This is a genomic window from Roseomonas aerilata DSM 19363, from assembly GCF_000711725.1.
Classification (GTDB): Bacteria; Pseudomonadota; Alphaproteobacteria; order Acetobacterales; family Acetobacteraceae; genus Roseomonas; species Roseomonas aerilata.
Map to the genome: position 1 here is coordinate 141,233 of NZ_JONP01000009.1, position 23,906 is coordinate 165,138.

General features: G+C 70.4%; 22 protein-coding genes. 18 read left to right on the top strand and 4 right to left on the bottom strand.

Going from position 1 to position 23,906, the window contains the following annotated elements; translation table 11 throughout:
* Position 1: 1 nt before the first annotated feature.
* The 3 genes from BO39_RS12695 to BO39_RS12705 are packed head-to-tail and all read left to right on the top strand — an operon-like array spanning position 2 to position 3,644.
* Positions 2–1,057 (top strand): NAD(P)H-dependent flavin oxidoreductase, encoded by a 1,056-nt coding sequence (locus tag BO39_RS12695; RefSeq protein ID WP_084698078.1) that lies wholly within the window; start codon positions 2–4, stop codon positions 1,055–1,057.
* Positions 1,054–2,448, top strand: a complete 1,395-nt coding sequence (locus BO39_RS12700; RefSeq protein WP_043833718.1) for a hypothetical protein — start codon at positions 1,054–1,056, stop codon at positions 2,446–2,448. Before BO39_RS12695 ends, BO39_RS12700 begins: the two co-directional genes overlap by 4 nt.
* 29 nt (positions 2,449–2,477) lie before the next feature.
* Complete coding sequence (locus BO39_RS12705) at positions 2,478–3,644, top strand: acyl-CoA dehydrogenase family protein (protein WP_043833721.1); 1,167 nt, start codon at positions 2,478–2,480, stop codon at positions 3,642–3,644.
* A gap of 12 nt (positions 3,645–3,656) precedes the next feature.
* On the opposite strand, the gene BO39_RS12710 is transcribed toward BO39_RS12705, so the two are convergent.
* Positions 3,657–4,718 (bottom strand): alpha/beta fold hydrolase, encoded by a 1,062-nt coding sequence (locus BO39_RS12710; protein ID WP_043833723.1) that lies wholly within the window; start codon positions 4,716–4,718, stop codon positions 3,657–3,659.
* A gap of 85 nt (positions 4,719–4,803) precedes the next feature.
* A complete protein-coding gene (locus tag BO39_RS12715) occupies positions 4,804–5,439 on the bottom strand; it encodes a glutathione S-transferase family protein (protein WP_043833726.1) in 636 nt (211 codons plus the stop codon).
* Positions 5,440–5,621: 182 nt separating this feature from the next.
* Between BO39_RS12715 and BO39_RS12720 the strand changes: the two genes are divergently transcribed.
* The gene (locus tag BO39_RS12720; protein ID WP_043833728.1) at positions 5,622–5,993 is read left to right on the top strand and encodes a DUF427 domain-containing protein; all 372 of its coding nucleotides are present in this window, start codon (positions 5,622–5,624) and stop codon (positions 5,991–5,993) included.
* Between the two features lie 76 nt (positions 5,994–6,069).
* Here the strand turns inward: BO39_RS12720 and BO39_RS12725 are convergent, their stop codons facing one another.
* Positions 6,070–7,188, bottom strand: a complete 1,119-nt coding sequence (locus BO39_RS12725; protein ID WP_043833730.1) for a hypothetical protein — start codon at positions 7,186–7,188, stop codon at positions 6,070–6,072.
* Between the two features lie 236 nt (positions 7,189–7,424).
* Here BO39_RS12725 and BO39_RS12730 point away from each other — a divergent pair, with 236 nt between their 5' ends.
* The 11 genes from BO39_RS12730 to BO39_RS12780 all read left to right on the top strand — a co-directional run bounded on the left by BO39_RS12730 (position 7,425) and on the right by BO39_RS12780 (position 19,550).
* On the top strand, positions 7,425–8,999 hold the full coding sequence (locus BO39_RS12730) for a GMC oxidoreductase (RefSeq protein ID WP_043833733.1): 1,575 nt from the start codon (positions 7,425–7,427) through the stop codon (positions 8,997–8,999).
* Between the two features lie 10 nt (positions 9,000–9,009).
* Positions 9,010–9,705, top strand: coding sequence for a winged helix-turn-helix domain-containing protein (locus tag BO39_RS12735; protein WP_043833735.1), 696 nt, complete (start codon positions 9,010–9,012; stop codon positions 9,703–9,705).
* Positions 9,702–11,030, top strand: coding sequence for a sensor histidine kinase (locus tag BO39_RS12740; RefSeq protein ID WP_043833737.1), 1,329 nt, complete (start codon positions 9,702–9,704; stop codon positions 11,028–11,030). Before BO39_RS12735 ends, BO39_RS12740 begins: the two co-directional genes overlap by 4 nt.
* A 99-nt stretch (positions 11,031–11,129) precedes the next feature.
* Complete coding sequence (locus tag BO39_RS12745; protein ID WP_043833891.1) at positions 11,130–12,710, top strand: Do family serine endopeptidase; 1,581 nt, start codon at positions 11,130–11,132, stop codon at positions 12,708–12,710.
* 411 nt (positions 12,711–13,121) lie between these two features.
* Positions 13,122–14,069 (top strand): glycosyltransferase family 2 protein, encoded by a 948-nt coding sequence (locus BO39_RS29890; protein WP_052402017.1) that lies wholly within the window; start codon positions 13,122–13,124, stop codon positions 14,067–14,069.
* Positions 14,070–14,279: 210 nt separating this feature from the next.
* Positions 14,280–14,618 carry a non-heme iron oxygenase ferredoxin subunit gene (locus BO39_RS12755; protein ID WP_043833741.1) on the top strand — a complete coding sequence of 113 codons (339 nt, stop codon included), beginning with the start codon at positions 14,280–14,282 and terminating at the stop codon, positions 14,616–14,618.
* Positions 14,615–15,649, top strand: a complete 1,035-nt coding sequence (locus BO39_RS12760; protein WP_043833742.1) for a PdxA family dehydrogenase — start codon at positions 14,615–14,617, stop codon at positions 15,647–15,649. The genes BO39_RS12755 and BO39_RS12760 overlap by 4 nt, the downstream gene beginning before the upstream one ends.
* Before the next feature lie 3 nt (positions 15,650–15,652).
* Complete coding sequence (locus tag BO39_RS12765) at positions 15,653–16,906, top strand: NAD(P)/FAD-dependent oxidoreductase (RefSeq protein ID WP_043833745.1); 1,254 nt, start codon at positions 15,653–15,655, stop codon at positions 16,904–16,906.
* Positions 16,907–16,947: 41 nt separating this feature from the next.
* Positions 16,948–18,234 carry an aromatic ring-hydroxylating dioxygenase subunit alpha gene (locus tag BO39_RS12770; RefSeq protein ID WP_043833747.1) on the top strand — a complete coding sequence of 429 codons (1,287 nt, stop codon included), beginning with the start codon at positions 16,948–16,950 and terminating at the stop codon, positions 18,232–18,234.
* Positions 18,234–18,746: a hypothetical protein gene (locus BO39_RS12775; RefSeq protein ID WP_043833750.1), complete on the top strand. Its 513-nt coding sequence runs from the start codon at positions 18,234–18,236 to the stop codon at positions 18,744–18,746. Before BO39_RS12770 ends, BO39_RS12775 begins: the two co-directional genes overlap by 1 nt.
* A 3-nt stretch (positions 18,747–18,749) precedes the next feature.
* Positions 18,750–19,550 (top strand): IclR family transcriptional regulator domain-containing protein, encoded by an 801-nt coding sequence (locus BO39_RS12780; RefSeq protein ID WP_043833753.1) that lies wholly within the window; start codon positions 18,750–18,752, stop codon positions 19,548–19,550.
* 27 nt (positions 19,551–19,577) lie between these two features.
* On the opposite strand, the gene BO39_RS12785 is transcribed toward BO39_RS12780, so the two are convergent.
* On the bottom strand, positions 19,578–20,549 hold the full coding sequence (locus tag BO39_RS12785) for a Bug family tripartite tricarboxylate transporter substrate binding protein (RefSeq protein WP_169742756.1): 972 nt from the start codon (positions 20,547–20,549) through the stop codon (positions 19,578–19,580).
* Between the two features lie 152 nt (positions 20,550–20,701).
* Between BO39_RS12785 and BO39_RS12790 the strand changes: the two genes are divergently transcribed.
* The 3 genes from BO39_RS12790 to BO39_RS31045 all read left to right on the top strand — a co-directional run bounded on the left by BO39_RS12790 (position 20,702) and on the right by BO39_RS31045 (position 23,874).
* Complete coding sequence (locus tag BO39_RS12790; RefSeq protein ID WP_043833894.1) at positions 20,702–21,379, top strand: class II aldolase/adducin family protein; 678 nt, start codon at positions 20,702–20,704, stop codon at positions 21,377–21,379.
* A gap of 99 nt (positions 21,380–21,478) precedes the next feature.
* A complete protein-coding gene (locus BO39_RS12795) occupies positions 21,479–23,482 on the top strand; it encodes an AI-2E family transporter (RefSeq protein ID WP_043833757.1) in 2,004 nt (667 codons plus the stop codon).
* A gap of 227 nt (positions 23,483–23,709) precedes the next feature.
* Complete coding sequence (locus tag BO39_RS31045) at positions 23,710–23,874, top strand: DUF4142 domain-containing protein (RefSeq protein WP_281175550.1); 165 nt, start codon at positions 23,710–23,712, stop codon at positions 23,872–23,874.
* Positions 23,875–23,906: the final 32 nt, after the last annotated feature.

Here is a 23,906-nt window from a genome sequence, read left to right on the forward strand (position 1 = left end):
CATGGAAACAGGTGCCACGATCGAGCGCCCGGCTGCGCCCAGCCCGGCCTTGTCCAGCCCGGCCGCCACGCTTCGCGAGCGCCTGAGGGGGCGGCTCTCGCTCCCCGTCATCGCCGCGCCGCTCTTCATCATCTCGGTGCCGGACCTCGTGGTCGCGCAGTGCACGGCCGGGATCGTCGGCTCCATGCCCTCGCTGAACGCCCGCCCGGCCTCCCAGCTCGACGAATGGCTTTCCGAAATCGAGGAACGACTGGCGGCGCATGACCAGGCCTATCCGGAGCGCCCCTCAGCGCCCTTCGCCATCAACCTCATCGTCCACCGCTCCAACGACCGGCTGGAGCACGACCTCGCGGTGGTGGAGCGGCACCGGGTGCCGATCGTCATCACCTCCCTCGGCGCGCGGCCGGAGGTGAACGCTGCGGTCCACGCCTATGGCGGCCATGTCATGCACGACGTCATCAACCAGACCTTCGCGCGCAAGGCGGTGGAGAAAGGGGCGGACGGGCTCGTGCTTGTGGCGGCCGGGGCAGGCGGGCATGCGGGCAGCCTTTCGCCCTTCGCGCTCGTCTCCGAGACACGAACCTGGTTCGACGGGCCGGTGGCGCTTTCCGGCGCCATCGCGCATGGCCGCTCCGTCCTGGCGGCGGAGGCGATGGGGGCGGACTTCGCCTATGTCGGCAGCGCCTTCATCGCGACGGCCGAGGCGCGGGCCGAGGAGGGGCACAAGCGGATGATCGTGGACCACGGCGCCTCGGACATCGTCTACACGGACCTCATCACCGGGGTTCACGGCAATTATCTCCGCCCCTCCCTCCGGCGCGCGGGGCTCGATCCGGACAACCTCTCCGCCCATGACCCGGCGAGGATGGATTTCGGCGGCGAGCGCACGAAGCGGTGGAAGGACATCTGGGGCTCGGGGCAGGGGATCGGCGCCGTGCGCTCGGTGCAGCCCGCGGCCGAGCTGGTGGCGCGGCTGCGTGCGGAATACGCGGAGGCGCGGCGGCACCTTGCCGCGCCGGGGCCGCTGGTGAACCCCGCCTGGGACGCGGCGGCATGAGCGGGCGCCCCGAGGCCGCCGCCCTCGACGCGGGGCAGCGCGAGGCGGTGGCGCGTGCCGAAGCGCTGGCGCGCGACCTCGCTCCCTCGCTTTCCTCCGTGCTGCTCACGCATTTCCCGGATGTGGAGACGCTCGACACCTTACGCCCGGGTGAGAGCGACCTCGCGCTCGCCGCTGCGGTGAACCGTGCCGTGGCCGTGGCGCTGACAGAGGCTGGGGTGGAGGTCTTCGTGCAGCCGGCGGACCGCGCCCTGTTCCGGCGCTGGATGGACGAGCGGCCCGACACGCCGGCGAACCGGCTTGCCTGGCGCAACCGTGGGAACCTGCTCCGCGGGGCGGCGGCGCTCGAATTGCTCGGCCTTGACGCCCGGAATTTGAGGCCGGCGGCCCCGGCGAAGTCATCGCTCTCCCCGGCCGACCGGCTGGTGCGCGCCTTCGCCGGGGAGGACGACCGGGCCTTCCGGCGCGTGGCCGAGACGCTGATCCTGGAGGGGCGCGGGGGCGTGCTCGGCCTCGCCGCCCGCAAGCTGGCCGAGCGCTACGGCGAGGAAGCCGCGGAGGACCTGGAGCTGGAGCTGCTGCAGGTGGCAGAGGCCGCCGATATCGGCCCCTCCGGCTGGGCAACTCTGGTGGCGCTGCCGGTCGCGCTGCCGCCGGATGATCTGCCGGATGCCGGGGCGCTGGCCGGGAGCCTGCTCGCCTCTGGCGTGCTGGGGGAGGCGCTGGAGCTGCGCTTTCTGCCGGAATGGCGCTCGGCCACCCTCTTCGAGGCGCTCGAGCCCGTCATGCTGCGTGAGGGGCTAGCCGAGATGGTCGCGGGTGGCGAGCCGGCCGCGCTGCCGCCGGCCGATCCCGCGGAGCTGACGCAACGGGGCTTCGGCGTGCTGCTAGGCGTGCAGTTCGACTGGGGCCTGCCGACCTGGGAGGATCTGGCCGAGAACGGCCTTCCGACGGCTGCCCAGCCGGCCAACGAGGACGCGGCGGACGAGCCCGTGGAGGAGACGCCTGAGGAGGCGGAGTTCCGCGTCGGCTTCGACCGCTGGCGCATGGCCGTGTCGGAGGCGGTGGAGGGCTGCGTGCCGCTCGCCCTTATCGCGCCGTCCGACGTGGTGGAGGAGATCGATGATTTCCTCGGCGAGGCCGGCTTCGACACCTCGGGCATCGAGGAGATCCGCGACTTCGTGGAGATGGCGCGCCGGGAGGCGGGGGAGGAAGTCGTCTGCCGGCCGGAGGTGATCGGCGAAGCGCTGGAACTCTCCCTGTACACGCGAGCCGGGCGGTTCCTCGACAGCCTAACCCTTCCGCCGGAGCGGCTGCCGATGCCGGCCGTGGAAATGCCGCGCGTCATCCAGGGTTTCGTGCCGCTCCTGCGCGACGTGCCCGGCGGCTGAGGCGGCAGGAAAGCAGGAGCACCATCGGCATGGATTTCGCCCTCTCGCCGGAGCAGGAGGCCATCCCAGAGGGGGTGGCGCGCGTCTGCGCCCGCTTTGACGCCGACTACTGGCTGCGCCGGGACCGGAGCGGCGAGTTCCCCCTCGATTTCCACGCGGCCATTGCCGAGGCGGGCTGGCTCGGCATCTGCATCCCCACGGAATACGGCGGCGCCGGCCTGGGCATCGCGGAGGCTGCGCTGATGGTGCAGGCAATCAGTGAGTCCGGTGCGGGGATGAGCGGCGTCTCGGCCATCCACATGAACATCTTCGGGCTGAACCCCGTGGTCGTCTTCGGCACGGAGGAACAGAAGCGCCGCATCCTGCCGCCGCTGGTCGCCGGGCGGGAGAAGGCCTGCTTCGGGGTGACGGAGCCGAATACCGGGCTGGACACCACGAAGCTGAAGACCTTCGCCCGGAAGGAGGGCGACCGCTACGTCGTCAATGGCCGCAAGGTCTGGATTTCGACCGCGCAGGTGACGGAGAAGATCCTTCTCCTCGCCCGCACGACGCCGCTGGAACAGGTGAAGCGGCCGACGGATGGATTAAGCCTGTTTTATACCGACCTTGACCGCCGCTACGTCGAGGTGCGCGAGATCGAGAAGATGGGCCGCAAGGCCGTCGATTCGAACGAGCTGTTCATCGACGACCTGCCGGTGCCGGCGGACGACCTCATCGGGGAGGAAGGGCAGGGCTTCCGCCAGATCCTGCATGGGATGAACCCGGAGCGCGTGCTTATCGCGGCCGCCGCCGTGGGCCTGGGGCACGCCGCCATCCGCCGCGCATCGGCCTACGCGAAGGAGCGGATCGTCTTCGACCGGCCGATCGGCCAGAATCAGGGCGTGCAGCATCCCCTGGCCAAGTGCTGGATGGAGCTAGAGGCGGCGCGGCTGATGGTGATGCAGGCGGCCTGGCGCTACGACAGCGGCCTCTCCTGCGGGGCGGAGGCGAATGCCGCGAAGTATCTCGCGGGAGAGGCTGGCTTTCGCGCCTGCGAGACCGCGGTGCTCAGCCATGGCGGCTTCGGCTACGCCAAGGAGTACCACGTGGAGCGCTACATGCGGGAGGCGATGCTGATGCGGATCGCCCCGGTCAGCACGCAGCTCATCATGTGCTTCATCGCAGAGAAGGTGCTCGGCCTGCCCCGCTCCTACTGAGAGGCGTGACGCCTAGTCCAGGATCTGCAGGAAGGCGCGCAGCTCCTCGCTCCAGAACCGCGCGTTGCCCGTGGTGCCGTGGCCCGCGGTTTCCTCGCTCGCGGGAATGAGGAGTAGGCGCGCATTCGGGATGCGGGCCATGGCGGCCTGCATGACGCCGGTCTCGGGCGGGTTCCGCTCGTCGTCGGCCGCGTTGATGGCAAGGACACGGGCGCGGATGCGGCCGAGCAGCGGCGCCGGGTTGTAGTCGCGCGAGGAATCCCACTGGTAGACGAAGTCGTTCGCGTCCTTCGGGGCAGGGGCCGCGAGCCGTGCCTCGACCAGCTTGTCCGCGGCCTCACGCGTGGGAACGGTCGCCTGGTAGTTCAGCGTGCCGCCGTTCGTCGCCGTGGAGTAGAAGACGTTCACGCTGCGCAGCGACGGCGGCTGCTCCGCGTAGTCGCCGCCCCTGTAGGCGGGATCCCGGCGGATCGTCTCGACCATCAGGCGACGCAGCATCCAGTTGCGGCTGGACATCTCCGTCGGCTGGGAGGCCATGGGGACGATGGCATCCATGAAGTCCGGGTAGGTGACGCCCCAGAGCCAGGCATGCATGCCGCCCATGGAGTTGCCGAGCACGAGGCGGAGATGGCCGATCCCCAGCCCCTCCGTCACCAGCCGGTACTGTGCCTGGACCATGTCGGCGTAGTTGTAGCGGGGGAAGGCGGCGCGCAGCCCGTCCGAAGGCTTGGCCGATTCGCCGGCGCCGAGCGCGTCCGGCAGGATGATGAAGTAGCGGGAGGCGTCGAGCGGCTGGCCGGGGCCGAAGAGCACGCCGGCGAAGCCCGGCGTCAGCAGGCTGCGCGCGGAGCCCGCGGTGCCGTGCAGCACCAGCACCGGCGTGCCCGACGGATTGCCGATGGTGGTGTAGTGGAGCCGCAGCTCGGGCATCGTCTCGCCAGTGTGGAAGCGGAAGTCCCGGGCGGTCCAGACCGCCGGGCGCGGCGCGGGGTAGTCGGCGGCGAGGGCCGGCAGGGCGGCAAGGCCGAGAAGGAGCCCGAGCGCGCCGCGGCGCGTTCCCGTGAAGGGTGTCATGACGTTCTCTTCCGCGTCCGGTTCGACGGCGCGAGCCTATCGAGCCGGACTGCCGGTGCCAAAATAAACCTTACGGGGCCGCTCCCTAGCCGAGCGCCGGCTGCGTGGAACGGTAGCTCGGCAGAGCCTCCACGCGGCTCCACCAATCCGCAAGCCCCTCGGCCCCGAAGATCGCGTCGCGGTCCGGCGTCAGCGAGACGTAGAACAGGATAGGTGCGAGGTAGAGGTCGGCGAGGCTCAGCTCCCCCGCGATGAAAGGCGAATCGCCGCGTGTCGTCATGGCGAAGTCCATGAGCTTGCGCCCGTTCTCCAGCCCGGATGCGCGCATCGCCTCATTCCTGCCGCCGACGAAGTCGGGGAAGAGGTGGTAGGCCGCCACGCCGGCGATGAGCGCGCCGTATCCGTAGGAATCGACCAGACCGACGATCATGTCCATCCGTGCCCGGTCCTTCGGCGTGGCGGGCACGAGCGAAGGGCCCGGAAGCACGTCGTTCAGGTAGCGCGTGATCGCCGAGGTCTCGAGGATGCGCATCCCGTCGTGGTCGAGGACGGGGACCTTGCCGAAGGGGTGGCGGGCCAGGTGCTCGGGCTGCCTCGGCTCCCCGCTCAGCACGTTCACCGGTTCCTGGCGGTAGCCGGTCGCGCCCTTCTCGGCGAGAACCATTTTCACCGTGCGCACGTAGGTGGAGCCGTCGAAGCCCCACAGCGTGAAGTCGGACATGGATCTTGTTCCTCCAGGCGGTGCTCGCGGGGGCGAGCCTCCTGCGCAAGAGAGCGCTACAGGCTTGCAGGCCGCTCTGTCCATCGCGGTGGCGGCGGCTGTAAAAATCCGGGGCCGGGCGTTACCTGGGCAGGCGCAGGCCGGCCGCCTCGCGCGGGTGCCGCCAGAAGAGGAGCCGCATCGTGAAGATTCCAGGTCCCGATCATCCAATCAGCATCGAGCCCAACCAGAACCGCGTGCGTGTGACGATGGGAGGGACGGTGCTGGCCGATAGCACGCGCGCGCTGACCCTGCGGGAGGCCTCACTGCCGCCGGTGCATTACCTGCCGCGGCAGGATGCCGAGATGTCGCTGTTCGAGCGCACGCCGCGGGTGACGCACTGCCCCTACAAGGGCGGCGCCTCCTACTACACGCTCCGCGCCGGGGAGCGGCGGGCGGAGAACGCCGTCTGGAGCTACGAGGCGCCCTTTCCCGCGGTAGCGGCCATTGCTGGGCACCTCGCCTTCTATCCAGACCGCGTGGAGATCACCGAGATCCCGCCCGCGCAGGGGTGACGTAGACGGCCCGGACGATCGGCCGCCATCTCCTGGCGGCGGCCGCGCCGGACGGACCGGCGACGGCCGCGGCCCTTCAGCGCGCGTCGCGCCGCGAGGCCGACTGGGCGCGCGCCTCGGCGCGCACCCTGGCGGCGCGGCGCGCGCGCAAGGCCTCGCGGCGCTGCTCCGCCGCGGAAGGCTGGCGCGGCTGCGAGAAGGAGACGGAGCGGGGCGCCGGCCGGGCGCCGGCCGCGACCATCGGCGCTGCCAGGGCAGCCGCGGCCGGGGTCAGCTCGGCCAGCCCCACCTGGTCGGCGATCCCGACCTCGTTGGGGGCGACGCTCGCCGCTTGCACCACGGGCGGTGCGGCGGGCGCGGGCTCGGGTGCCGCGACGGCTGCGGTGACCGGCGGTGCCGCAGGCACAGGTGTGGGCGCCGGGCTCGGAAGCGCCAGGAGGGCGACCAGCGCGAGGGCGGAGGAGCCGGCTGCGGCCCAGCGGACGCGGGGCGGAAACGCGGCGACGAGCCCCCAGGCCGCGACGGCACCCTGCGCGAGCCGCACCGCCGCCTCTCTCGCACCGCTGCGGAGAAGGGGCAGCACGGTGGTCTGCAGCGCGCGCCGGGCTTCCGCCGTCAGATCGCGCGCGACCTGCAAGACGGTGGCGGACCAGTGCGGCGTCGTCTCGGTGGCTGCGGACACGATGGCGGCCTCGGGCGGGCGGGGCATGGCCAGCGCCTCGTCGCGCCAGCCGCGCGGCGCGCCGTCGAGGTTGTCGGTCCACACGCGGTCGCCCGGCACGATGCTGCGCTCGAGCGTCTTCACCCAGGCCTTGCCGGCGCCGATCGTGAGCGGCGGAAGCTCGGCGAAGGCCGCGCCGACGAGCTCGACCGCAACAGGCAACTCGGACGGCAGCAGCGTGCCGTGGATCACGGGGAGGTAGCCGGTGAAGATCCGGTGGAACCCGGTCTCCTCGAGGCGCTGGCGCAGCACGCCTTCGGCGTTGTGCCCCGGCTCCCTCAGGTCGATCAGCGCGACGCCGTGGCGCGGATGCATGAGCACATAGTCGACGGTGACCGGGACTTCCATGGTGCCGCCGATGTCGCAGTTCCGGCCGCAGACCCACCCCTCCGGCAGCCGCGCGAGGTCGTGCGTTTCCCCGGCGCGCCACGTGGACCGAAGGCGGTCCGGCGCGCAGTCCAGCTGTGTATCCACTTCAAGTACCCCCTAATCCCCTTTGTTATGAAGGGGTTTTTTGGCCAAGAATGCCACCGGGAATTCGATAGCTCACGAAATCGTGAGCAGTCTAGGGGTGTTTTGACCGTTTCGAAAGCCGTTTTGACCATGTGGGCGGTTTCCCGGCGGCGCAGGCCAGCACTTCGCCTGGCCGGCGGCTCGCCAGAACCAGGTTCCAGGCAACCTTCCCCGCCTGGGTGTGAGAGGTTACCGGTATGAGCGACGCGCGCTACGACGTCATCGTCATCGGATCAGGTGCGGGCGGGGGAAGCCTCGCGTTGCGGCTGGCGCCCAGCGGGAAGCGGATCCTCATCATCGAGCGCGGCGAGTACCTCCGGCGCGAACGCGACAACTGGAATCCGGGCGCCGTCTTCGTGGACGGCAAGTATCAGGCGACGGAAACCTGGCACGGGGCGGACGGAAGCAGCTTCCATCCAGGATTGCACTACTTCGTCGGTGGGAACACGAAAGTCTATGGCGGCGCGCTCTTCCGCCTGCGCGCGGAGGATTTTGGCGAGATCGTGCATGCAGACGGCGTGTCGCCCGCCTGGCCGCTCGGCTACGACGCCTTCGAACCCTACTACACCGAGGCGGAGCGGCTGTTCCACGTGCACGGCCTGCGCGGCGCGGATCCGACGGAGCCGCCGGCGAGCGGGCCTTATCCTTACCCGCCGGTCTCGCACGAGCCGCGCATCCAGGAACTCTGCGACGCTCTCCTGCGAGAGGGGCGCAGGCCCTTCCCGCAGCCGCTCGCCATCCTTCTCGACGAGGCGGAGGGACGCGTGTTGCCGCACAGCGCATGCATCCGCTGCGACGCCTTTGACGGTTTCCCCTGTCTGACCAACGGCAAGGCCGACGCGCAGATCATTTGCATCGACCCCGCGCTGCGCCACCCGAACGTGACCCTGCTGACGGGCGCCTATGTCGATCGGCTGGAAACAGACGCGGCCGGGCGCAGCGTCACCGCCGTGCACGTGACACGCGGCGGCGAAAAGGAGGTGTACCGCGCGGACATCGTCGTCTCCGCCTGCGGTGCGCTATCCTCCGCGCTGCTCATGCTGCGCTCGGCGAGCGACGCGCACCCGCGCGGGCTCGCGAATGGTTCCGATCTCGTCGGGCGGAACTACATGCGGCACAACAATTCCGCCTTCATGGCGGTTTCGCGCCGGCCGAACGACACGGTGTTCCAGAAGACGATGGCGCTGAACGACTTCTACTTCGGCGCGGATGACTGGGACTATCCGCTCGGCGGCATCCAGATGCTCGGCAAGTCGCACGGCGAGCAGGTGCGGGCGGAGGTGCTGCCGGAATTCCTCTCCTGGCTGCCGGACATGCCCTTCGACGAGCTGGCGCGGCACTCCGTCGATTTCTGGCTTATGTCCGAGGACCTGCCGCGGCCGGAGAATCGGATCACCCTCGGGCGCGACGGCCGCGTGACGCTCGCGGTCGAGGAGACCAACATGGAGGCGCACCAGCGACTGAAGGCGAAGCTGGAGGGAATGCTCGATGTGATGGACGTGCATCCCCACCTCATCCCGCGCAGCCTCTATCTCGGGAGGAAGATTCCCATCGGCGGCACGGCGCACCAGGCGGGTACGATGCGGTTCGGGACGGATCCCACGACCTCGGTGCTCGACCTCGATTGCCGGGCACACGGGTTGGACAACCTCTATGTGGTGGATGCGAGCTTCTTCCCCTCGATCGGCGCGGTGAACCCCACGTTGACCATCATCGCCAACGCGTTGAGGGTCGGGGACCACCTCCTCGGCCGGATGAGCGCGGCGCGCTGAGGGGCAGGGCATGCGGATCCTTCTCATCGAGGACGACGCGGCGACCTCCGCCTATGTCTCGCGCGGACTAAGTGAGGAGGGGCACGTCGTCGATGTCGCCAGCAACGGCAAGGACGGGCTCTTTCTTGCGCTGAACGAGCCTTTCGACGTGATCGTGACGGACCGCATGCTGCCGGGGCCGGATGGGCTCTCCATCCTGCGCGCGCTGCGTGCCTCCGCTATCACGACGCCGGTTCTCGTGCTGACGGCGCTCGGCGAGGTGGACCGTCGCGTGGAGGGGCTGGAGGCGGGGGCGGACGACTACCTCGCCAAGCCCTTCGCCTTTTCGGAACTACGCGCGCGCATCCGCGCCCTCGCCCGCCGGCCGGCGCAGCAGGCGGAGATGCATGAGCTGGCGGTTGGCGACCTGCGCATGGATCTTCTTCGCCGCACCGCCTCGCGCGGCGCGCGCGCGATCGAGCTGCTGCCGACGGAGTTCCGGCTCCTCGAATACATGATGCGCCATCCCGGGGAGGTGTTGACGCGCACGATGCTGCTGGAGAAGGTCTGGGACTTCTCCTTCGACCCGACGACGAACGTGGTCGACGTGCATGTCAGCCGCTTGCGCCGGAAGCTGGAGGCGGGCGGCGAGGCGCCGATGATCCGCACGGTGCGGGGTGCGGGCTATGTCCTCTCGCCGGCGGAGCCCGGCCGGCCGGCCGCGTGATCCGCCCGCGCAGCTTCGCGCCGCGCGTTGCACTCGCGGTCGCGGTGGTGGTGCTGATCACCTCCTTCCTCGGCGCTGGATGGGGGTGGCTGCGCGCGCAGGGGGCGCTGCGCCAGCAACTCGACCTCGTCCTCGCCGCCGAGGCGGAGGGGCTGCTGCGAGATTACGAAACCTTCGGCCTGCGCGGCCTCGCGGAGGTAGCCGAGAGCACCTCCCGCCGCCGGGGGCCCCTGCTGGTGCTGCTGCAGACCGCGGACGGACGACCGATCGCGGGTCGGCTGCCCTCTGCACCCACGGCGCTGCAGGGTTTCGCTACCTGGCGGCGCGGCGGTGGGGAGGTGCCGCTGCGGGTGCTCGGCGCTGTGCTGCCAGGCGGCGCGAACCTCATCGTCGCGGCGGACCTCTCCTCTGTGGACCGGGCAGCCTATGCCCTGGCCTGGGCGCCGCCGGTCGCGGGCGGCGTCGCGGCGCTCGTCGCGCTGCTTCTCGGCTTCCTTTTCGGGCAGGGTCTCGAGCGCCGGCTGGCCGCGATCAGCGGCGCGGCGCGCGCGGTGATGGCGGGCGACCTCACCCGCCGCTTGCCGGAGAGCGGGCGCGGCGACGAGTTCGATCGCCTGGCGGCGACGATCAACGCGATGCTGGAGCGCATCGAGACGCTGGTGGCCGAGGTGCGGCAGGTGACGGACGACGTGGCGCACGACCTCCGCTCACCGCTCTCGCGCTTGCGGCAGCGGTTGGAGGCAGCGCTGGCCCGCGCGCGCGATCCGGCGGCGGATGCGGAGGCGCTGGAAGGGGCGGTGGAGGAACTGGACGGCATCCTCGCGACCTTCACCGCGCTTCTTCGCATCGCCCGCACCGAGGCGGGCGCGGGCCGGGAGGGCTTCGCGCGCGTCGATCTCTCGGCGCTCGTCCTTGCCGTGGCCGAGGCCTATGCGCCCTCGGCCGAGGAGGCGGGACGGGAACTGGAGGTGGAAGTCGCGCCGCGCGTGTTCATCCAGGGCAGCGCGCCACTGCTGCGGCAGGCGCTGGCAAATCTTCTCGACAACACGCTCGCGCACGGGGCCGGACGCGTCCGTGTCTCGCTGCGGCCGGGCGCGGTGCTGGAGGTCTCGGACGAGGGACCGGGCATCCCGCCAGAGGAGCGGGATAAGGTGGTGCGGCGCTTCTACCGGCTGGACCGCAGCCGCGGCACGCCGGGCACGGGGCTGGGGCTATCGCTCGTCTCGGCCGTGGCGGGTCTGCACGGTGGCGCGCTCACCCTCGGTGAGGGGCCGGGGGGGAGGGGACTTTCTGCCGTTCTCACGTTGCCCGGCGACGAAGTCTGAAACCTTCTTCATGATCCTGTCGGCGATCCTCCACGCCGGCGCACCGACATTGTCGGGAGCAGGGCGGACCACCCCGCCGCCCTCCAGGAGATGATCGCCATGTCCAATCCCTCGAACCGCCGCCGCGGCGCTGCCCTCGCGGCCATGCTGCTGGCGGGAACTGCCCTTTCCGGCGCCGCCGGCTGGCTGCCGGTGCCCGCCTTCGCCCAGACCCAGAATCAAGCCCAGTCCCAGACCACGACCACCCAGCCCGACGCGCCCGCCGTCGCCGCGCCGCAGGTTGCGCTGCCCGGCTTCGGCGACCTCGTTGCCCGCGTGCGGCCGGCTGTCGTGACCATTACCGCCACCGAGCGCGTCCAGGCCGACGCGACGGATTCGCCCTTTCCAAACGGTTCCCAGCAGGACCGCATGTTCCGTCGCTATTTCGGCGACCAGGACGGCGACGCGAAGCGCGGGCCGACGCCCGGCCAGGGCGGCGCGCAGCGCGGCGGGCGCCAGGTGCAGGCGCTTGGCTCCGGCTTCATCGTGGATGCCGCCGGCGACATCGTGACGAACAACCACGTGGTGGACGGCGCGACGCAGGTGAAGGTGACGCTGGATGACGGGCGCGAGCTGCCGGCCCGCATCGTCGGGCGCGACCCGCGCACGGACCTCGCCCTGCTGCGCGTCGATGCCGGCGCGCCGCTGCCCTTCCTCAACCTCGGCAATTCTGACACGGCGCGGCCCGGCGACTGGGTGGTCGCCGTCGGCAATCCCTACGGCCTTGGCGGCACGGTCACGGCGGGCATCGTCTCGGCGCGCGGGCGCGACATCCACAGCGGGCCATATGACGACTTCCTGCAGATCGACGCGCCGATCAACCGCGGCAACTCGGGCGGCCCGCTCTTCGCGCTCGATGGCTCGGTGATCGGCGTGAACACGGCGATCTTCAGCCCCTCCGGCGGGTCGATCGGCATCGGCTTCGCCATCCCTTCCAACCTCGTCAACAAGGTGGTGGCGCAACTGAAGGAGCACGGGCGGGTGGAGCGCGGCTTCCTCGGCGCGGCGACCCAGCCGGTGGATGCCACCATGGCGCGCGCCCTGCACCTGCCGCGGCCCGAGGGTGCGCTGGTGGCCCAGGTGGAGAATGACAGCCCGGCGGCCCGCGCCGGCCTCCGCCCCGGGGACGTGGTGACCGCGCTGGGCGAGACGCCCATCCGCAGCCCGCGCGACCTGGCCCGCGCCGTCGCCGAGACCCGCAGGGGCGCGGAGACCACCCTGACCGCGCGCCGTGAGGGGCAGGAGGTTCGGCTGCCGGTGCGCGTCGCCGAACTGCGCGACACGAACGCCGCCTCCGCCGGAGAGGGTGCGGCCACCGAGGGGGGGCCGCGGCTTGGCGTCGCCCTGGCGAGCGTGGCCGAGGCGCAGCGGGCGGGCCTCGACCTGCCGGAGGGCACGCAGGGCGCGGTGATCGCGAATGTCGTTCCCGACAGCGCGGCCGCCGAGGCCGGTCTGCGTCAGGGCGACGTGATCACGGCCGTCGGCGGCAAGACGGTGCGCGATCCGGAGGCGGCGGTCGGCGCGATCCGCGAGGCGCTGCGAAGCAACGGCGGCGCCGTCGCGCTGCAGGTGATCCGCGATGGGCAGCGGGCCTTCGTCGCCGTGCAGGCGCCCTCCGCTGGTGGCACGCGCCAGGGCTGAGGCGCGTTCCTGACCAGAGGGAAAGCCGTCCGGGCGAAAGCCTGGGCGGCTTTCGCCGTATCCGACGGGTGGCGCAGGGCCTTGTCAGGTGGGTCAAGCGTGGTTGGCCAGGAGCATGGACGTCGGCAGCACCTGGATCGGCCCGATCAAGGGAGCGGCGTGTTGATTCCGCGCCTGCTCCTCCTGTTCGCGGCCTCCTGAGCCAGATCGCGCTGCTCCGCTTGGAGCGCCCTGCGGCGGCGCATCCGGCCGTAAGGGAGGCCCATCGGTCTGCGCGGCGTGGCGAGGAGGATCTGGTAAGGTCTTCCACTGATACATCGTCCGGCCTGCGCTGCGGGAGAGGCGGGATCGTGCGCTTGGGGTAAGACAGCGCTCCCGTGTCAAAGCTTGCCGAAGGAGGGGAGTGCCGAGATGCAAGCAACTTCCGTCAGCGTCGTCGTTCCCACCTTCCGCCGGCCGGTCCTGCTGCGTGGCTGCCTCGAGGCGCTGCTGCGCCAGACCTTCTGGCAGCGAGCGGGCGGCGAGATCCTCGTGGTGGACAATTGCCCCGACGGTTCCGCGCGCCAGGTGGTGACGGGCTTGCCGGAGGGACCTGTTCCGGTCCGCTACCTGGCTGAACCACGCCCAGGCATCTCCCACGCGCGTAACCGGGGGGTGGAGGAGGCAACGGGTGAGTTCATCGCCTTCGTTGATGACGACAACATCGTCGAAGAGCAGGCGCTCGCCGCCCTGCTGACCGCTCTACGGGAGACTGGCGCCTCTGCAGCCTTCGGGCGCTACCTGGCAGTGCCAGAGGCGCCTTGCGCGGAGGAGGCGCATCACTTTCTAAGCCCTTATTCAAGGGATCTCGGCAGTGGGCAGCGGGACGTGACGGCCGCGCGCGCCCATCTCGGCACCTGCCTCTCGCTCATGCCTCGCGCCATCCTCGCCGCGCGGCGGCCGCCCTTCGACCCCGCGCTCGGCCTGCTGGGAGGGGAGGATGCGGCGCTGATCCGTGAACTCGCCGAGGAGGGGCACCGATTCGTCTACGAGCCCGTGGCCGTCGGCCACGAGCACGTCTCGCTCGCCCGGCTCAACCGGGCCGCGCTGATGCAGCGGCGGTTCCGGGCGGGGCAGATCCGCGTGGCCAATGCGGGCGGGCCGCTGCGCCGGGGGATCTGGCGCGGCGTGGGAGCGGCGCAGGCGGCCCTGCACCTGCCCGCTGCCCTGGTTACTGGCCTCGCCGGCCAGCGGCGCCGCGCCGAAATGCACTGGGGGCAAGCCTGGGGCGGCCTCGGCAAGGTTTTCTGGAGGCTGCGGCGGGCGCCCGTCTATGGCGGCGGCGGTGTTCTGGCCTCGACCCTCTCGCAGCAGGACTGACCGGGCCGCGGCTGAGGCTGCGCGGCAGGTCACCATGGCGCTTGCTCGACGTCGGGCTGCTCCGCCGCGCCTCCGGCTGCCGAAAGCGCCCGCCTCTTCACGTTGCTTGACAGGGCCCCGTCAGAACGAGCAAGACCGTTCGCAAACAGCAGTTTGTGTTCGCACAACGAACAAAGGCTGGTCGGGCGCAAGGGTTCGGCGGGAGGAAAGATGTCGCTGGAGGATGGGCTGCAAGCGTTGTGCGACGCCTCGGCCGTGGAGGAGGACACGCCCGTCCGGGCCGAGCTTGGCGGCGAGGCCTATGCCGTGTTCCTCGTGGAAGGCGCCTTCTACGTGACGCAGGATCTCTGCACCCACGGTCCCGGCTCCCTCGCGGAGGGCTTCGTGGAGGGGTGTGAGATCGAGTGCCCCTTCCACCAGGGAAAATTCGATATCCGCACGGGCGCGCCCACTGCCGCACCCTGCACCGAGGCGCTCCGCACCTGGGAAGCGAGGGTGGTGGACGGGAAGGTCTGCATCAACCCGGTCGAGGGGCGGAAGGCGGCATGAACGCGATCGGTAGGCCGCCCGCCGGAGCACCGCTTCCGCGCATCGCCCTGGCGCTGGGCGACCCTGCGGGGATCGGGCCTGAGATCGCGCTGAAGGCTGCGCTCGACCCGCGCGTGCGCGCCGCCTGCCACCTGCTGCTGGTGGGCGACCGCCGGGCGCTGGACTTCCACGCCCGCGCCTGCGGCATCGCTGCGCCGGTCCAGGTCGTTCGCTCGGCAAGGGAGATGCCGGAAGCGGAAGGCGTGGTCCTGCTCGACCTCGACGGCTTTGGGGAGGAGCCGCTGGCCCCCGGCGAGGTGCGCGCCGCTCATGGGCGCGCCGCCGTCGAGGCTGCTTCCGTGGCCATCCGCGCGGCCATGGAGGGCGCGGTGGAGGCCGTTGCCGCCTGCCCGCAGACGGAATTCGCCATCAAGGCAGCGGGCATCGACTTCGATGGCTACCCGACCTTCGTCGCGCGCTGCACCGGCACGCCGGAGGAGGACGCCTTCCTCATGCTCTGCTTCGACACCAAGCGGATCGTGCACACGACATTGCATGTCGGTTTGCGGCAGGCGATCGACCTCATCACGAGGGAGCGGGTGCTGCGGGTGCTGGAGGCGACGCGCGCGGTGCTGGTCAAGCTCGGCGTCGCCGCGCCCCGCATTGCCGTGTCGGGCCTGAACCCGCATGCGAGCGAGCACGGGATGTTCGGCAACGAGGAGGCGGAGATCATCGAGCCCGCGATGGAGGAGGCCCGCGCGCGCGGCATCCTCTGTGAGGGCCCGTTCGGCGCCGATACGATGTTCCACAAGCCGGGCTACGACGCCTTCGTGGTGATGGTGCACGACCAGGGCCACCTAGCCGCCAAGCTGCTCGCGACGAACCGCACGGCGGGCATGACGATCGGCACGCCCGTGCTCTTCTCTTCCGTCGCGCATGGAAGCGCGCTGGAGATCGCCGGAAGCAACAAGGCGAGCCCCGAGGCGGTGGTGGAGGCGCTGCTGCGGCTCTCCGGTGCCGCGATGCGCGCCCGCGCGGAAACGGTGGCCTGAGCGATGGACGATCTGACGGAAAAGGGCGTTGTCGTCGTCGGTGCCGGCCAGGCTGGCGGCAGGGCCGTGGAAGCGATGCGCACGGCGGGCTTCACCGGCCCGCTGACCCTGGTGGGCGAGGAAGTCGATCCACCCTACGAGCGGCCCTCGCTCTCGAAGGAGATGCTGCTCGGCTCCGACGAGGTCGCCTGGGTGCGGCCGCGCGAGTGGTACGAGGCCGAGGGCGTCGTGCTGCGGCTGGGCGTTCGCGTTGCGGCGATCGACCGCGCCGCCCGCAGCCTGCGCCTCGAGGATGGCTCGGTGCTGCCCTACGGTGCGCTGCTGCTGGCGACCGGTGGTCGGCCGCGGCCCCTTCCCGTGCCGGGGGCGGACCATCCGCGCTGCCACCCTATCCGCGCGCTCGCCGACACACGCGCGCTGCGGCCATTCCTGCAGCCCGGCGCGCATCTCGTGGTGGTCGGCGCCGGCTTCATCGGGCTGGAGGCCGCCTCCGCCGCGTTGAAGCAGGGCGCGCGCGTCACGGTGATCGAGGCGACGGCGGCGGTGATGGCGCGCTGCGTGCCGGCGGAGGTCGGATCCTTCTACGCCGATCTCCACGCGCGCCACGGTGCCGACATCCGCTTCCGGACCCAGGTGACGGCGATCGAGGATGCCGGCGGTCGGCCGGTGGTCGTGCTGAGCGATGGCGAGCGGCTGGACGCTGACGCGGTGGTGGTCGGTATCGGCATCATCCCGAATGTGGAGCTCGCGCGCGATGCGGGGCTCTCCGTCGAGAACGGCATCGTGGTCGACGCCTTTGGGCGCACGGAGGATCCGTTCATCTGGGCGGCGGGCGATGTGGCCAATCGCTTCGACGCCCGCTACGGCCGCCCGGTCCGGCTGGAATCCTGGCAGAACGCCCAGAACGCCGCGATCGCCGTTGCGCGGAACATGGTCGGGAACCCTGTGCCCTATTCCGAGGTGCCCTGGTTCTGGAGCGACCAGCACGGGCTGAACATGCAGATCTGCGGGATGGTCTCAGCCGACCTGCCCTGGGTCACCCGCGGCTCCCTCCCGGCGGGCACGGCGCTGCTGGTGCAGATGGATGGGGACCGGCCGGTCTCTGGCATCGGCATCAACGCAGCGCGCGACCTGCGCTTCGTGAAGGAGCTGATCGCACTCGACGCGGCCGTGCCGGCGGCAACGCTTGCCGATCCTGCCACCAAGTTGAACGACCTCGTCCGCAACCTGAAGCAGGAGCTTCGGCCCGTCGCCTGATGGCGGGTTCCCTTTAAGAACATCCCTGGGAGCGAAATGTCATGCTGAGGAAGGAACAGAACGAGCTTCTGACCCAGACCGGGCCGGGAACGCCGATGGGCGACATGTTCCGCCGCTATTGGATCCCGGCGCTGCTGGCCGAGGAAGTTGCCGAGCCCGGCGGCGCGCCGGTGCGCATCAAGCTGCTGGGCGAGCGCCTGCTCGCCTTCCGCGACAGCGAGGGCAAGCTCGGCCTCGTCGATGAGTTCTGCGCCCATCGCGGCGTGTCGCTCTGGTTCGGGCGGAACGAGGATTGCGGGCTGCGCTGCCCCTATCACGGCTGGAAGTACGACGTGACGGGGCAGTGCACGGAGGTGCCGTCCGAGCCTGAGTCGAGCGGCTTCCGCCAGAAGATCAAGCTGACCTCCTATCCGCTGGTGGAGCGCGGGCACATCCTCTGGACCTATATGGGCCCCCCGGATCTGCAGCCGCCGCTGCCCGAATGGGAGTTCATCACCGTCCGGCCCGAGCAGACCTTCTCCTCGAAGCGGCTGCAGGAGTGCAACTGGCTGCAGGCGATGGAGGGCGGGATCGATTCCGCGCATGTCTCCTTCCTGCACCGGGGCGCGCTCAGCTCCGACCCGCTGTTCAAGGGCGCCAAGGGCAACCAGTACAACCTGAACGACAGCGCCCCCGTCTTCGAGGTGGTGGAGCACCCGAGCGGCCTTTACATCGGCGCGCGCCGCAACGCGGAGGACGGACACTACTACTGGCGCATCACGCCCTGGGTGATGCCTTGCTTCACCATGGTGCCGCCGCGCGGCGACCACCCGATCCACGGCCACTTCTGGATCCCGATCGACGACGAGAACTGCTGGGCCTGGAGCTTCGACTACCACCCCGTGCGCGATCTGACGGAGCGCGAGGTGCAGGCGATGCGCGAGGGACACGGCATTCACGTCACCTATGTTCCCGGCACCTACCGCCCGGCCGCGAACAAGGACAACGACTACCTCATGGACCGCGCGGCGCAGAAGGCAGGCATCACCTACAGCGGCGTTTCCGGCATCGCCATGCAGGACGCCTCTCTGCAAGAAAGCATGGGACCGGTCGTAGACCGCACGCGGGAGAACCTCACCTCCACCGACAATGGCATCATCATGGCCCGCTTTCGCCTGATGAAGGCTGCGCGTGCGCTGCGAGACAAGGGTGTGGCCCCGCCGGGCTCGCGGCCGGAGGAACAGCAGGTCCGTTCCGCCGCGGTCGTGCTGCCGCCCGACCAAGCCTTCAAGGATGCCGCGAGCGAGGCGCTGAAGGCGCGCCCCGGTGTGGCGCAGGCTTCCGTGTGATGATCAGCGAGAGCGCGCGTGCGACGACGGCGGCAGAATCGGCGTTCCGGGTTCGTGCGCCCAACGCCGCGCCGCGCGCCACCCTCGTCGTCGCGCTCGACCAAGCGAGCCTCGACGTGGTGGAGGCGCTGTCCGCGCGTTCATGGAACGGCGCTGTCTTCTTCGCGCCCTCTTTCTTCGAAAGCGAGGCGCGGATCGCCGCTGGCGACGTGCAGCGATGGTTCCGCGACGTGGTCGGCCGCGCGCAGGGCTTCGTGCAGGAGGTCGAGGCATCGAACCAGGCCGTGATGATCGCGACCTCTGGCCAGGACGCGCAACTCGCGTCGGTGGTCGGCGATGCCTGCCGTTCGACGGGCACGAAGACTTGCGGCCTGATCCTGCACGATGCTGCCGCGCGGTCGCCGGAGGCTGTTTCCACGACACTCGGGCAGTTGCGCCCCTATGTCTCCATGCTGAGCGTTGTCAGCGACGAGGGCTATGTCGAGGCCATGCTCGAGGCATTGCGGGCCTGAGCCATGGCAGCACCCCTGATGGACGAGGCCGAGCCGGGTGCGACGGAAGGCCGTGATTTCGTGACCGCCCTGGCGCGCGGGCTGTCGGTCATGCGCGCCTTCACCGCGGAGGACCAGGATCTCACCCTCTCGGATCTTTCGAAGCGGGTGGGGCTTTCCCGGGCGACGGTCAGGCGCTGCCTGCTCACGCTCCAGGCCCTCGGCTACGTGCAGTCCTCGGGTCATTTCTTCCGCCTCTCGCCCCAGGTGCTAACCCTCGCGCAGGCCTATCTCTCCTCCTCGCTGCTGCCACGCGTCGCGCAGCCATTCCTAGAGCGGACGAGCGAGGAACTTGGGCAATCCTGCTCGGTCTCGGTTCTCTATGGGACTGAAGTGATCTACGTCGCCCGCTCCGCGCGTCGGCGCCTTGGCTCTCTGAACCGGGACGTGGGCACCCATCTGCCGGCCTATTGCACCTCGATGGGCCGGGTGTTGCTCGGCCACCTTCCGGAAGCGGAGCTGGACCTGTTTTTCCGCAGCGCGGAGTTGCTTCCGCTGACGCCCTTTACGATCCATGACGAGGGGGAGCTGCGGCGCGCGCTCGACGTGGTGCGGCGTGAAGGATACTGCCTGGTCGATCAGGAGATGGAAATCGACCTCCGCTCGCTCGCGGTGCCCGTCCATAACGCGGCCGGCCGGGTGGTCGCGGCGCTGCACGTCTCAACCCAGGCGAGCCGGACGACGGTCGAGGAATTGATGGGCAACTGCAAGGCCGCGCTCCGCGACGCCGCCGCGGGGATGCGGCCGTTGCTCGTCGGCGCCTGAGGAGGGATCCTCAGGCGCCGCGGGATCCTATCTGACCGACGCGCGGGCGAGCGGCGTCCAGCGGGCCACCTCCTCCTCGACGAAGCGCTTGAACTCGGGTGCGGTGAGGGCAGGGGAGACGATGCCGTCCGCGTCCAGGCGGGCGCGGATCTCCGGCTTGGCAAGGATGCGCCGCACCTCCGCGTTCAGTCGCCCCACGATGGGCTCAGGCAGGTTCGCCGGACCCGCGAGACCGAACCAGGTCGTTGCCGTCAGCGTTGGGTAGCCGAGTTCCCGGAAGGTCGGCAGGTTCGGGAAGGCGGGTAGGCGTTCGGCGGAGCTCACGGCGATTCCGTGGAGGCGACGTTCGCGGAGCGGCTCGGCGGCGGAGGTGATGGCAATGAAGGCCGCCTCGACGGAGCCGCCGAGCAGGTCGGTCATGCTGTTGCCGCCGCCGCGGTAGGGAATGGGCTCCATGTTCGCGCCCGTCAGCCGCGTGAACATGTCGCCGATCAGCGCGCCATGCGTGCCGGCGCCGGGCGTGGCATAGGAGACGGTCGAGTTGCCCTTTGCCGCGGCGAGGACATCCGCAAGGCTGCGGTTCGTGGCCTGCGGGCCGACGACGAAGGCAACGGGCGGACCACCGAGATAGGCAATGTGCGTGAAGTCGCGCAGCCCGTCGAACTCCGCACCGCCGGTGTTCGTGGCGGGCGCGATCACGTGGGAAGCGATGCCGGAGATGACGAGCGTGTAGCCGTCGGCCGGCGCCCTCGCGACCTGCGCCGCGCCGATCAGTCCCCCTGCGCCGGGACGATTGTCGACGACGAAGGGCTGGCCCAGCGCGTCCGTCAGGTCGCGAGCGATGATGCGGCCGAGCGTATCGGCGCTACCGCCGGGCGCGAAGGGCGCCACGATACGCACAGGACGCTGCGGCCAGTCGGTGCCGGCGGCTTCTGCGCCGCCTGTGGCCAGATGGACGCCCAGCAGGGCCACGGATAGTCTCAGCAGGGTACGTCGCAAGGCTGTTTCCTCCTCTTGTGTTTCTATCGGCGTGAATGGCCTGCCGGTGACGGCTAGCTTCGGGCGCTCCGCCGGATCCTAGCGTGGCATGCAGCGCACGGCACAGGTGGCAGGCGAACAAGAACAGGAGACGCGGACGGATGATTCATCAGATGGCATCAGGATTCGATGCGCTCGACAAGGCACTTCTCGTGGATGCGTTGCGCATGCTCGAAGGCGCGGAGATGATCGACCATAGTGGCCATGCGAGCGTGCGCCGCGCTGGACGCATCCTCATCAACGACGCCGTGGCGCCGAAGAGACGTCTCACCGCCGCCGATCTGGTGGAGATCGACCCGGAGGGACAGCGGCTCGCAGGGACGGGGCGGCCGCCACTCGAGTTTCATATCCACACCGAGATCTATCGGCGGCGCCCCGATGCGGGCGCGGTGATCCACCTGCACCCGCGCTGGTCGACGCTGCTCACCAGCGTGGGTGCGCCCTACAGGCCTGTCTTCGCCCAGGGCGCGCTGCTCGGTGATATCCCCGTCTACGACGATCCGATGTCCATCAACACGCGGGAGGCGGGCGCGGCGCTGGCGGCAGCCCTCGGTGCCGGGCCCGCGATCCTGCTGAAGGCGCATGGCGCGACCGTCGTGGCGGAGGATCTCGTCACCTGCTTCGCCCTGGCCGCCTATCTCGAGGAGAACGCCTCGCGCCAGGTCGCGGCGTTGGGCATCGGCACGCCCTTCGTGTTCGACGACGTCCAGCGGGCCCGGATCCGCGAGCGGCTCTGGTCCATGAGCCTCTTCCGGAAGACCTGGGACCACTATCACGCCCGCCTGGGCTGAGCCCGTTTAGGCCTGATCGCCGGGTGCCCGATCGGCGGGCGCGACGTTACGCGGGCCGCTGCGTTGCTGTCCTGGAAAAGACGGAACAGGGTTGAGCCCATGAGTACCACCATCTCGCCGGAGCCGCGGCCGCCGGTCCAAGTTCAGCCGCCGCCATCGCCCGAGCTCGCGCACCTCGTCAACGTGGTCGTGGGGGTCGTGATCGTCTCCGCGCTCTATCTCGCGCGGGAGGTGCTGATCCCCATTACGTTGGCAATCCTCCTCTCCTTCGTGCTGGCGCCGCTGGTGGCGCTGCTCCGGCGCGTCGGGCTTCCGCATGTCGCCGCCGCACTGCTGTCAGTGGTGCTGGCGCTCGGGGTGCTCTCGCTCGTCGGTAGCATCATCGGCGTACAGATCGCGGGGCTCGCGAGCAATGCGCCGAGCTACCAGACTGCCATTCAGCAGAAGGTGGAATCGGTGCAGGGCGCCGCCTTTGGCCGGATCAACGAGCTTTCGCGCCGCTTGAACAACCAGTCCACCCCCGCCGGGGCGCCGGACGGCGCAGCGCCTGCGGCGCCTATGCCGCCGGTGGAACGTCCGGCGCTTCCTGGTCTCCCGGGTTCCGAAAGCAGTGGAGACCGCCGGCCGATCCCAGTGGAGATCCAGCAGGGCGGCTCCTCCACGATCGAGCTGGCGCGGAAGTTCCTTTCGCCGGTCCTCGGCCCGCTGGAGACGACGCTCATCGTCTTCATCGTGGCCGTCTTCGTCCTCATGCAGCAGGCGGACCTTCGGGACCGGCTGATACGGCTTTTCGGGTCGAGCGACCTTCACCGGACGACGGAGGCGCTGGACGACGCGGGGCGGCGGCTGAGCAAGTACTTCCTCGCGCAGCTGATGCTCAACGGCGCCTTCGGCGTGATCATCACCATCGGCCTCTACGTCATCGGCGTGCCGAGCCCGATTGTCTGGGGCATCCTTGCCGCGCTCTTCCGCTTCGTGCCCTATGTGGGCTCGATCCTCGCGGCCGCCCTGCCGCTCGTGCTCGCCGCCGGCACTGAGCCCGGCTGGGCCACCGTGCTCTGGACCGCCGCCCTTTTCGCGATCGCCGAGCCGGTGATGGGGCAGGTGGTGGAGCCGCTGGTCTACGGGCACAGCACCGGCCTCTCGCCGGTTTCGGTCATTGTCGCCGCGATCTTCTGGACCTGGCTCTGGGGCCCCATCGGACTGATCCTCGCCACCCCGCTCACGCTCTGCCTCGTCGTCCTCGGGCGGCATGTCGAGCGGCTCGCCTTCCTCGACGTCATGCTCGGCGACCGGCCAGCGCTCACACCGGTAGAGAATTTCTACCAGCGCATGCTGGCAGGAGACACGGACGAGGCGCTTTCCCAGGCGGAGACCCTGCTGAAGGACCGTTCTCTCACCGCCTATTACGACGAGGTGGCGCTGCAGGGGCTCCGGCTCGCGGCGAACGACGTGGAGCGCGGTGTGCTGCCACCGGACCGTTTGGAGCGGCTACGTAACGCCGCCTCAGGCCTGGTCGGCGACCTTGCCTCGGTCCCCGATGAGGATCCTTCGCCGAAGGCCGCCGCCGCAGCCGCGGAGAAGGGTACGATTGAGCCGCCGCGCGAGACCGCACCCTCGGTGCCTCTTCCGCCTCTGGCGGAGCGGCCGGGCGCCTGGGCCGGGGAGCGGCCTGTCCTCTGCCTCGCGGGGCGCGGCCCGCTGGATGAGGCGGCCTCGGCCATGCTGGCGCAGCTCCTCTCGAAGCACGGCGTTGGCGCGCGGGTCGTGCCGCACGAGGCGAGTTCCCGCGAGCAGGTCGGGCATCTCGACACCACGGGAGTGGCGATGGTCTGCATCTCCTACCTCGATATCTCCGGCAGCCCCGCGCATCTCCGCTACCTTCTGCGCCGTCTGCGACAGAGGCTGCCAGGCGTGCCGCTGCTGGTCGGCCTCTGGCCGGAAGGGGAGGCGGTGCTGACGGATAAGGCCCAGGCAAAGGCGGTCGGGGCCGACTACTTCACGGCCTCGCTGCACGATGCGGTGACGCAGTGCCTGAAGGTCGCGAGCGGCGCGGCGCCGCCGCCGCAGGCGGCCGTGCCCGCCGGCGGCCAGGCGGCCTGAGTCCCGCGCGCCCGCTGCGGATGAGCGGGCACGGGCGGGACGGCCCGGCCAGGGATGTGGCGGGAGGGGAGCGCAGCCCCTCTCGCCGCCTTTGCCTGCCATGGCCCGCCAGGGCGCGGTCGGTCCGGGGCTGGCGCAACGTCGCGCCGATGACCGCTTTCGGAGGAGGCATCCGATGAAGCGGGCATTCTTGGGAGCAGCACTTTCTGTCCCGCTGATCGCCGGCGGTGAAGCGCTTGGCAGCGCGGATGATCGAGGATCATGGCCGTGCCAATCAGGAGATGATGCAGATCGCCCGCCAGAAGCAGGTCACGCCGCCATCGAGGGTCGGCGCGGACCATCAGCAGGTTTGTGACCGGCTCGCGGATCTGCGCGGCGCGGCCTTCGAGTAGGCCCAGGCCCAGGCCATGCTCGACGACCACCG

Excerpts from the sequence above, each read along its gene's own strand:
- BO39_RS12745 (WP_043833891.1), top strand. The coding sequence starts at position 11,130 with ATGTCCAATCCCTCGAACCGCCGCCGCGGCGCTGCCCTCGCGGCCATG.
- BO39_RS12755 (WP_043833741.1), top strand. The coding sequence starts at position 14,280 with ATGTCGCTGGAGGATGGGCTGCAAGCGTTGTGCGACGCCTCGGCCGTG.
- BO39_RS12775 (WP_043833750.1), top strand. The coding sequence starts at position 18,234 with ATGATCAGCGAGAGCGCGCGTGCGACGACGGCGGCAGAATCGGCGTTC.
- BO39_RS12700 (WP_043833718.1), top strand. The coding sequence starts at position 1,054 with ATGAGCGGGCGCCCCGAGGCCGCCGCCCTCGACGCGGGGCAGCGCGAG.
- BO39_RS12790 (WP_043833894.1), top strand. The coding sequence starts at position 20,702 with ATGGCATCAGGATTCGATGCGCTCGACAAGGCACTTCTCGTGGATGCG.
- BO39_RS12735 (WP_043833735.1), top strand. The coding sequence starts at position 9,010 with ATGCGGATCCTTCTCATCGAGGACGACGCGGCGACCTCCGCCTATGTC.
- BO39_RS12705 (WP_043833721.1), top strand. The coding sequence starts at position 2,478 with ATGGATTTCGCCCTCTCGCCGGAGCAGGAGGCCATCCCAGAGGGGGTG.
- BO39_RS12695 (WP_084698078.1), top strand. The coding sequence starts at position 2 with ATGGAAACAGGTGCCACGATCGAGCGCCCGGCTGCGCCCAGCCCGGCC.
- BO39_RS12765 (WP_043833745.1), top strand. The coding sequence starts at position 15,653 with ATGGACGATCTGACGGAAAAGGGCGTTGTCGTCGTCGGTGCCGGCCAG.
- BO39_RS12710 (WP_043833723.1), bottom strand. The coding sequence starts at position 4,718 with ATGACACCCTTCACGGGAACGCGCCGCGGCGCGCTCGGGCTCCTTCTC.
- BO39_RS12795 (WP_043833757.1), top strand. The coding sequence starts at position 21,479 with ATGAGTACCACCATCTCGCCGGAGCCGCGGCCGCCGGTCCAAGTTCAG.
- BO39_RS29890 (WP_052402017.1), top strand. The coding sequence starts at position 13,122 with ATGCAAGCAACTTCCGTCAGCGTCGTCGTTCCCACCTTCCGCCGGCCG.
- BO39_RS12760 (WP_043833742.1), top strand. The coding sequence starts at position 14,615 with ATGAACGCGATCGGTAGGCCGCCCGCCGGAGCACCGCTTCCGCGCATC.
- BO39_RS12730 (WP_043833733.1), top strand. The coding sequence starts at position 7,425 with ATGAGCGACGCGCGCTACGACGTCATCGTCATCGGATCAGGTGCGGGC.
- BO39_RS12715 (WP_043833726.1), bottom strand. The coding sequence starts at position 5,439 with ATGTCCGACTTCACGCTGTGGGGCTTCGACGGCTCCACCTACGTGCGC.
- BO39_RS12780 (WP_043833753.1), top strand. The coding sequence starts at position 18,750 with ATGGCAGCACCCCTGATGGACGAGGCCGAGCCGGGTGCGACGGAAGGC.
- BO39_RS12770 (WP_043833747.1), top strand. The coding sequence starts at position 16,948 with ATGCTGAGGAAGGAACAGAACGAGCTTCTGACCCAGACCGGGCCGGGA.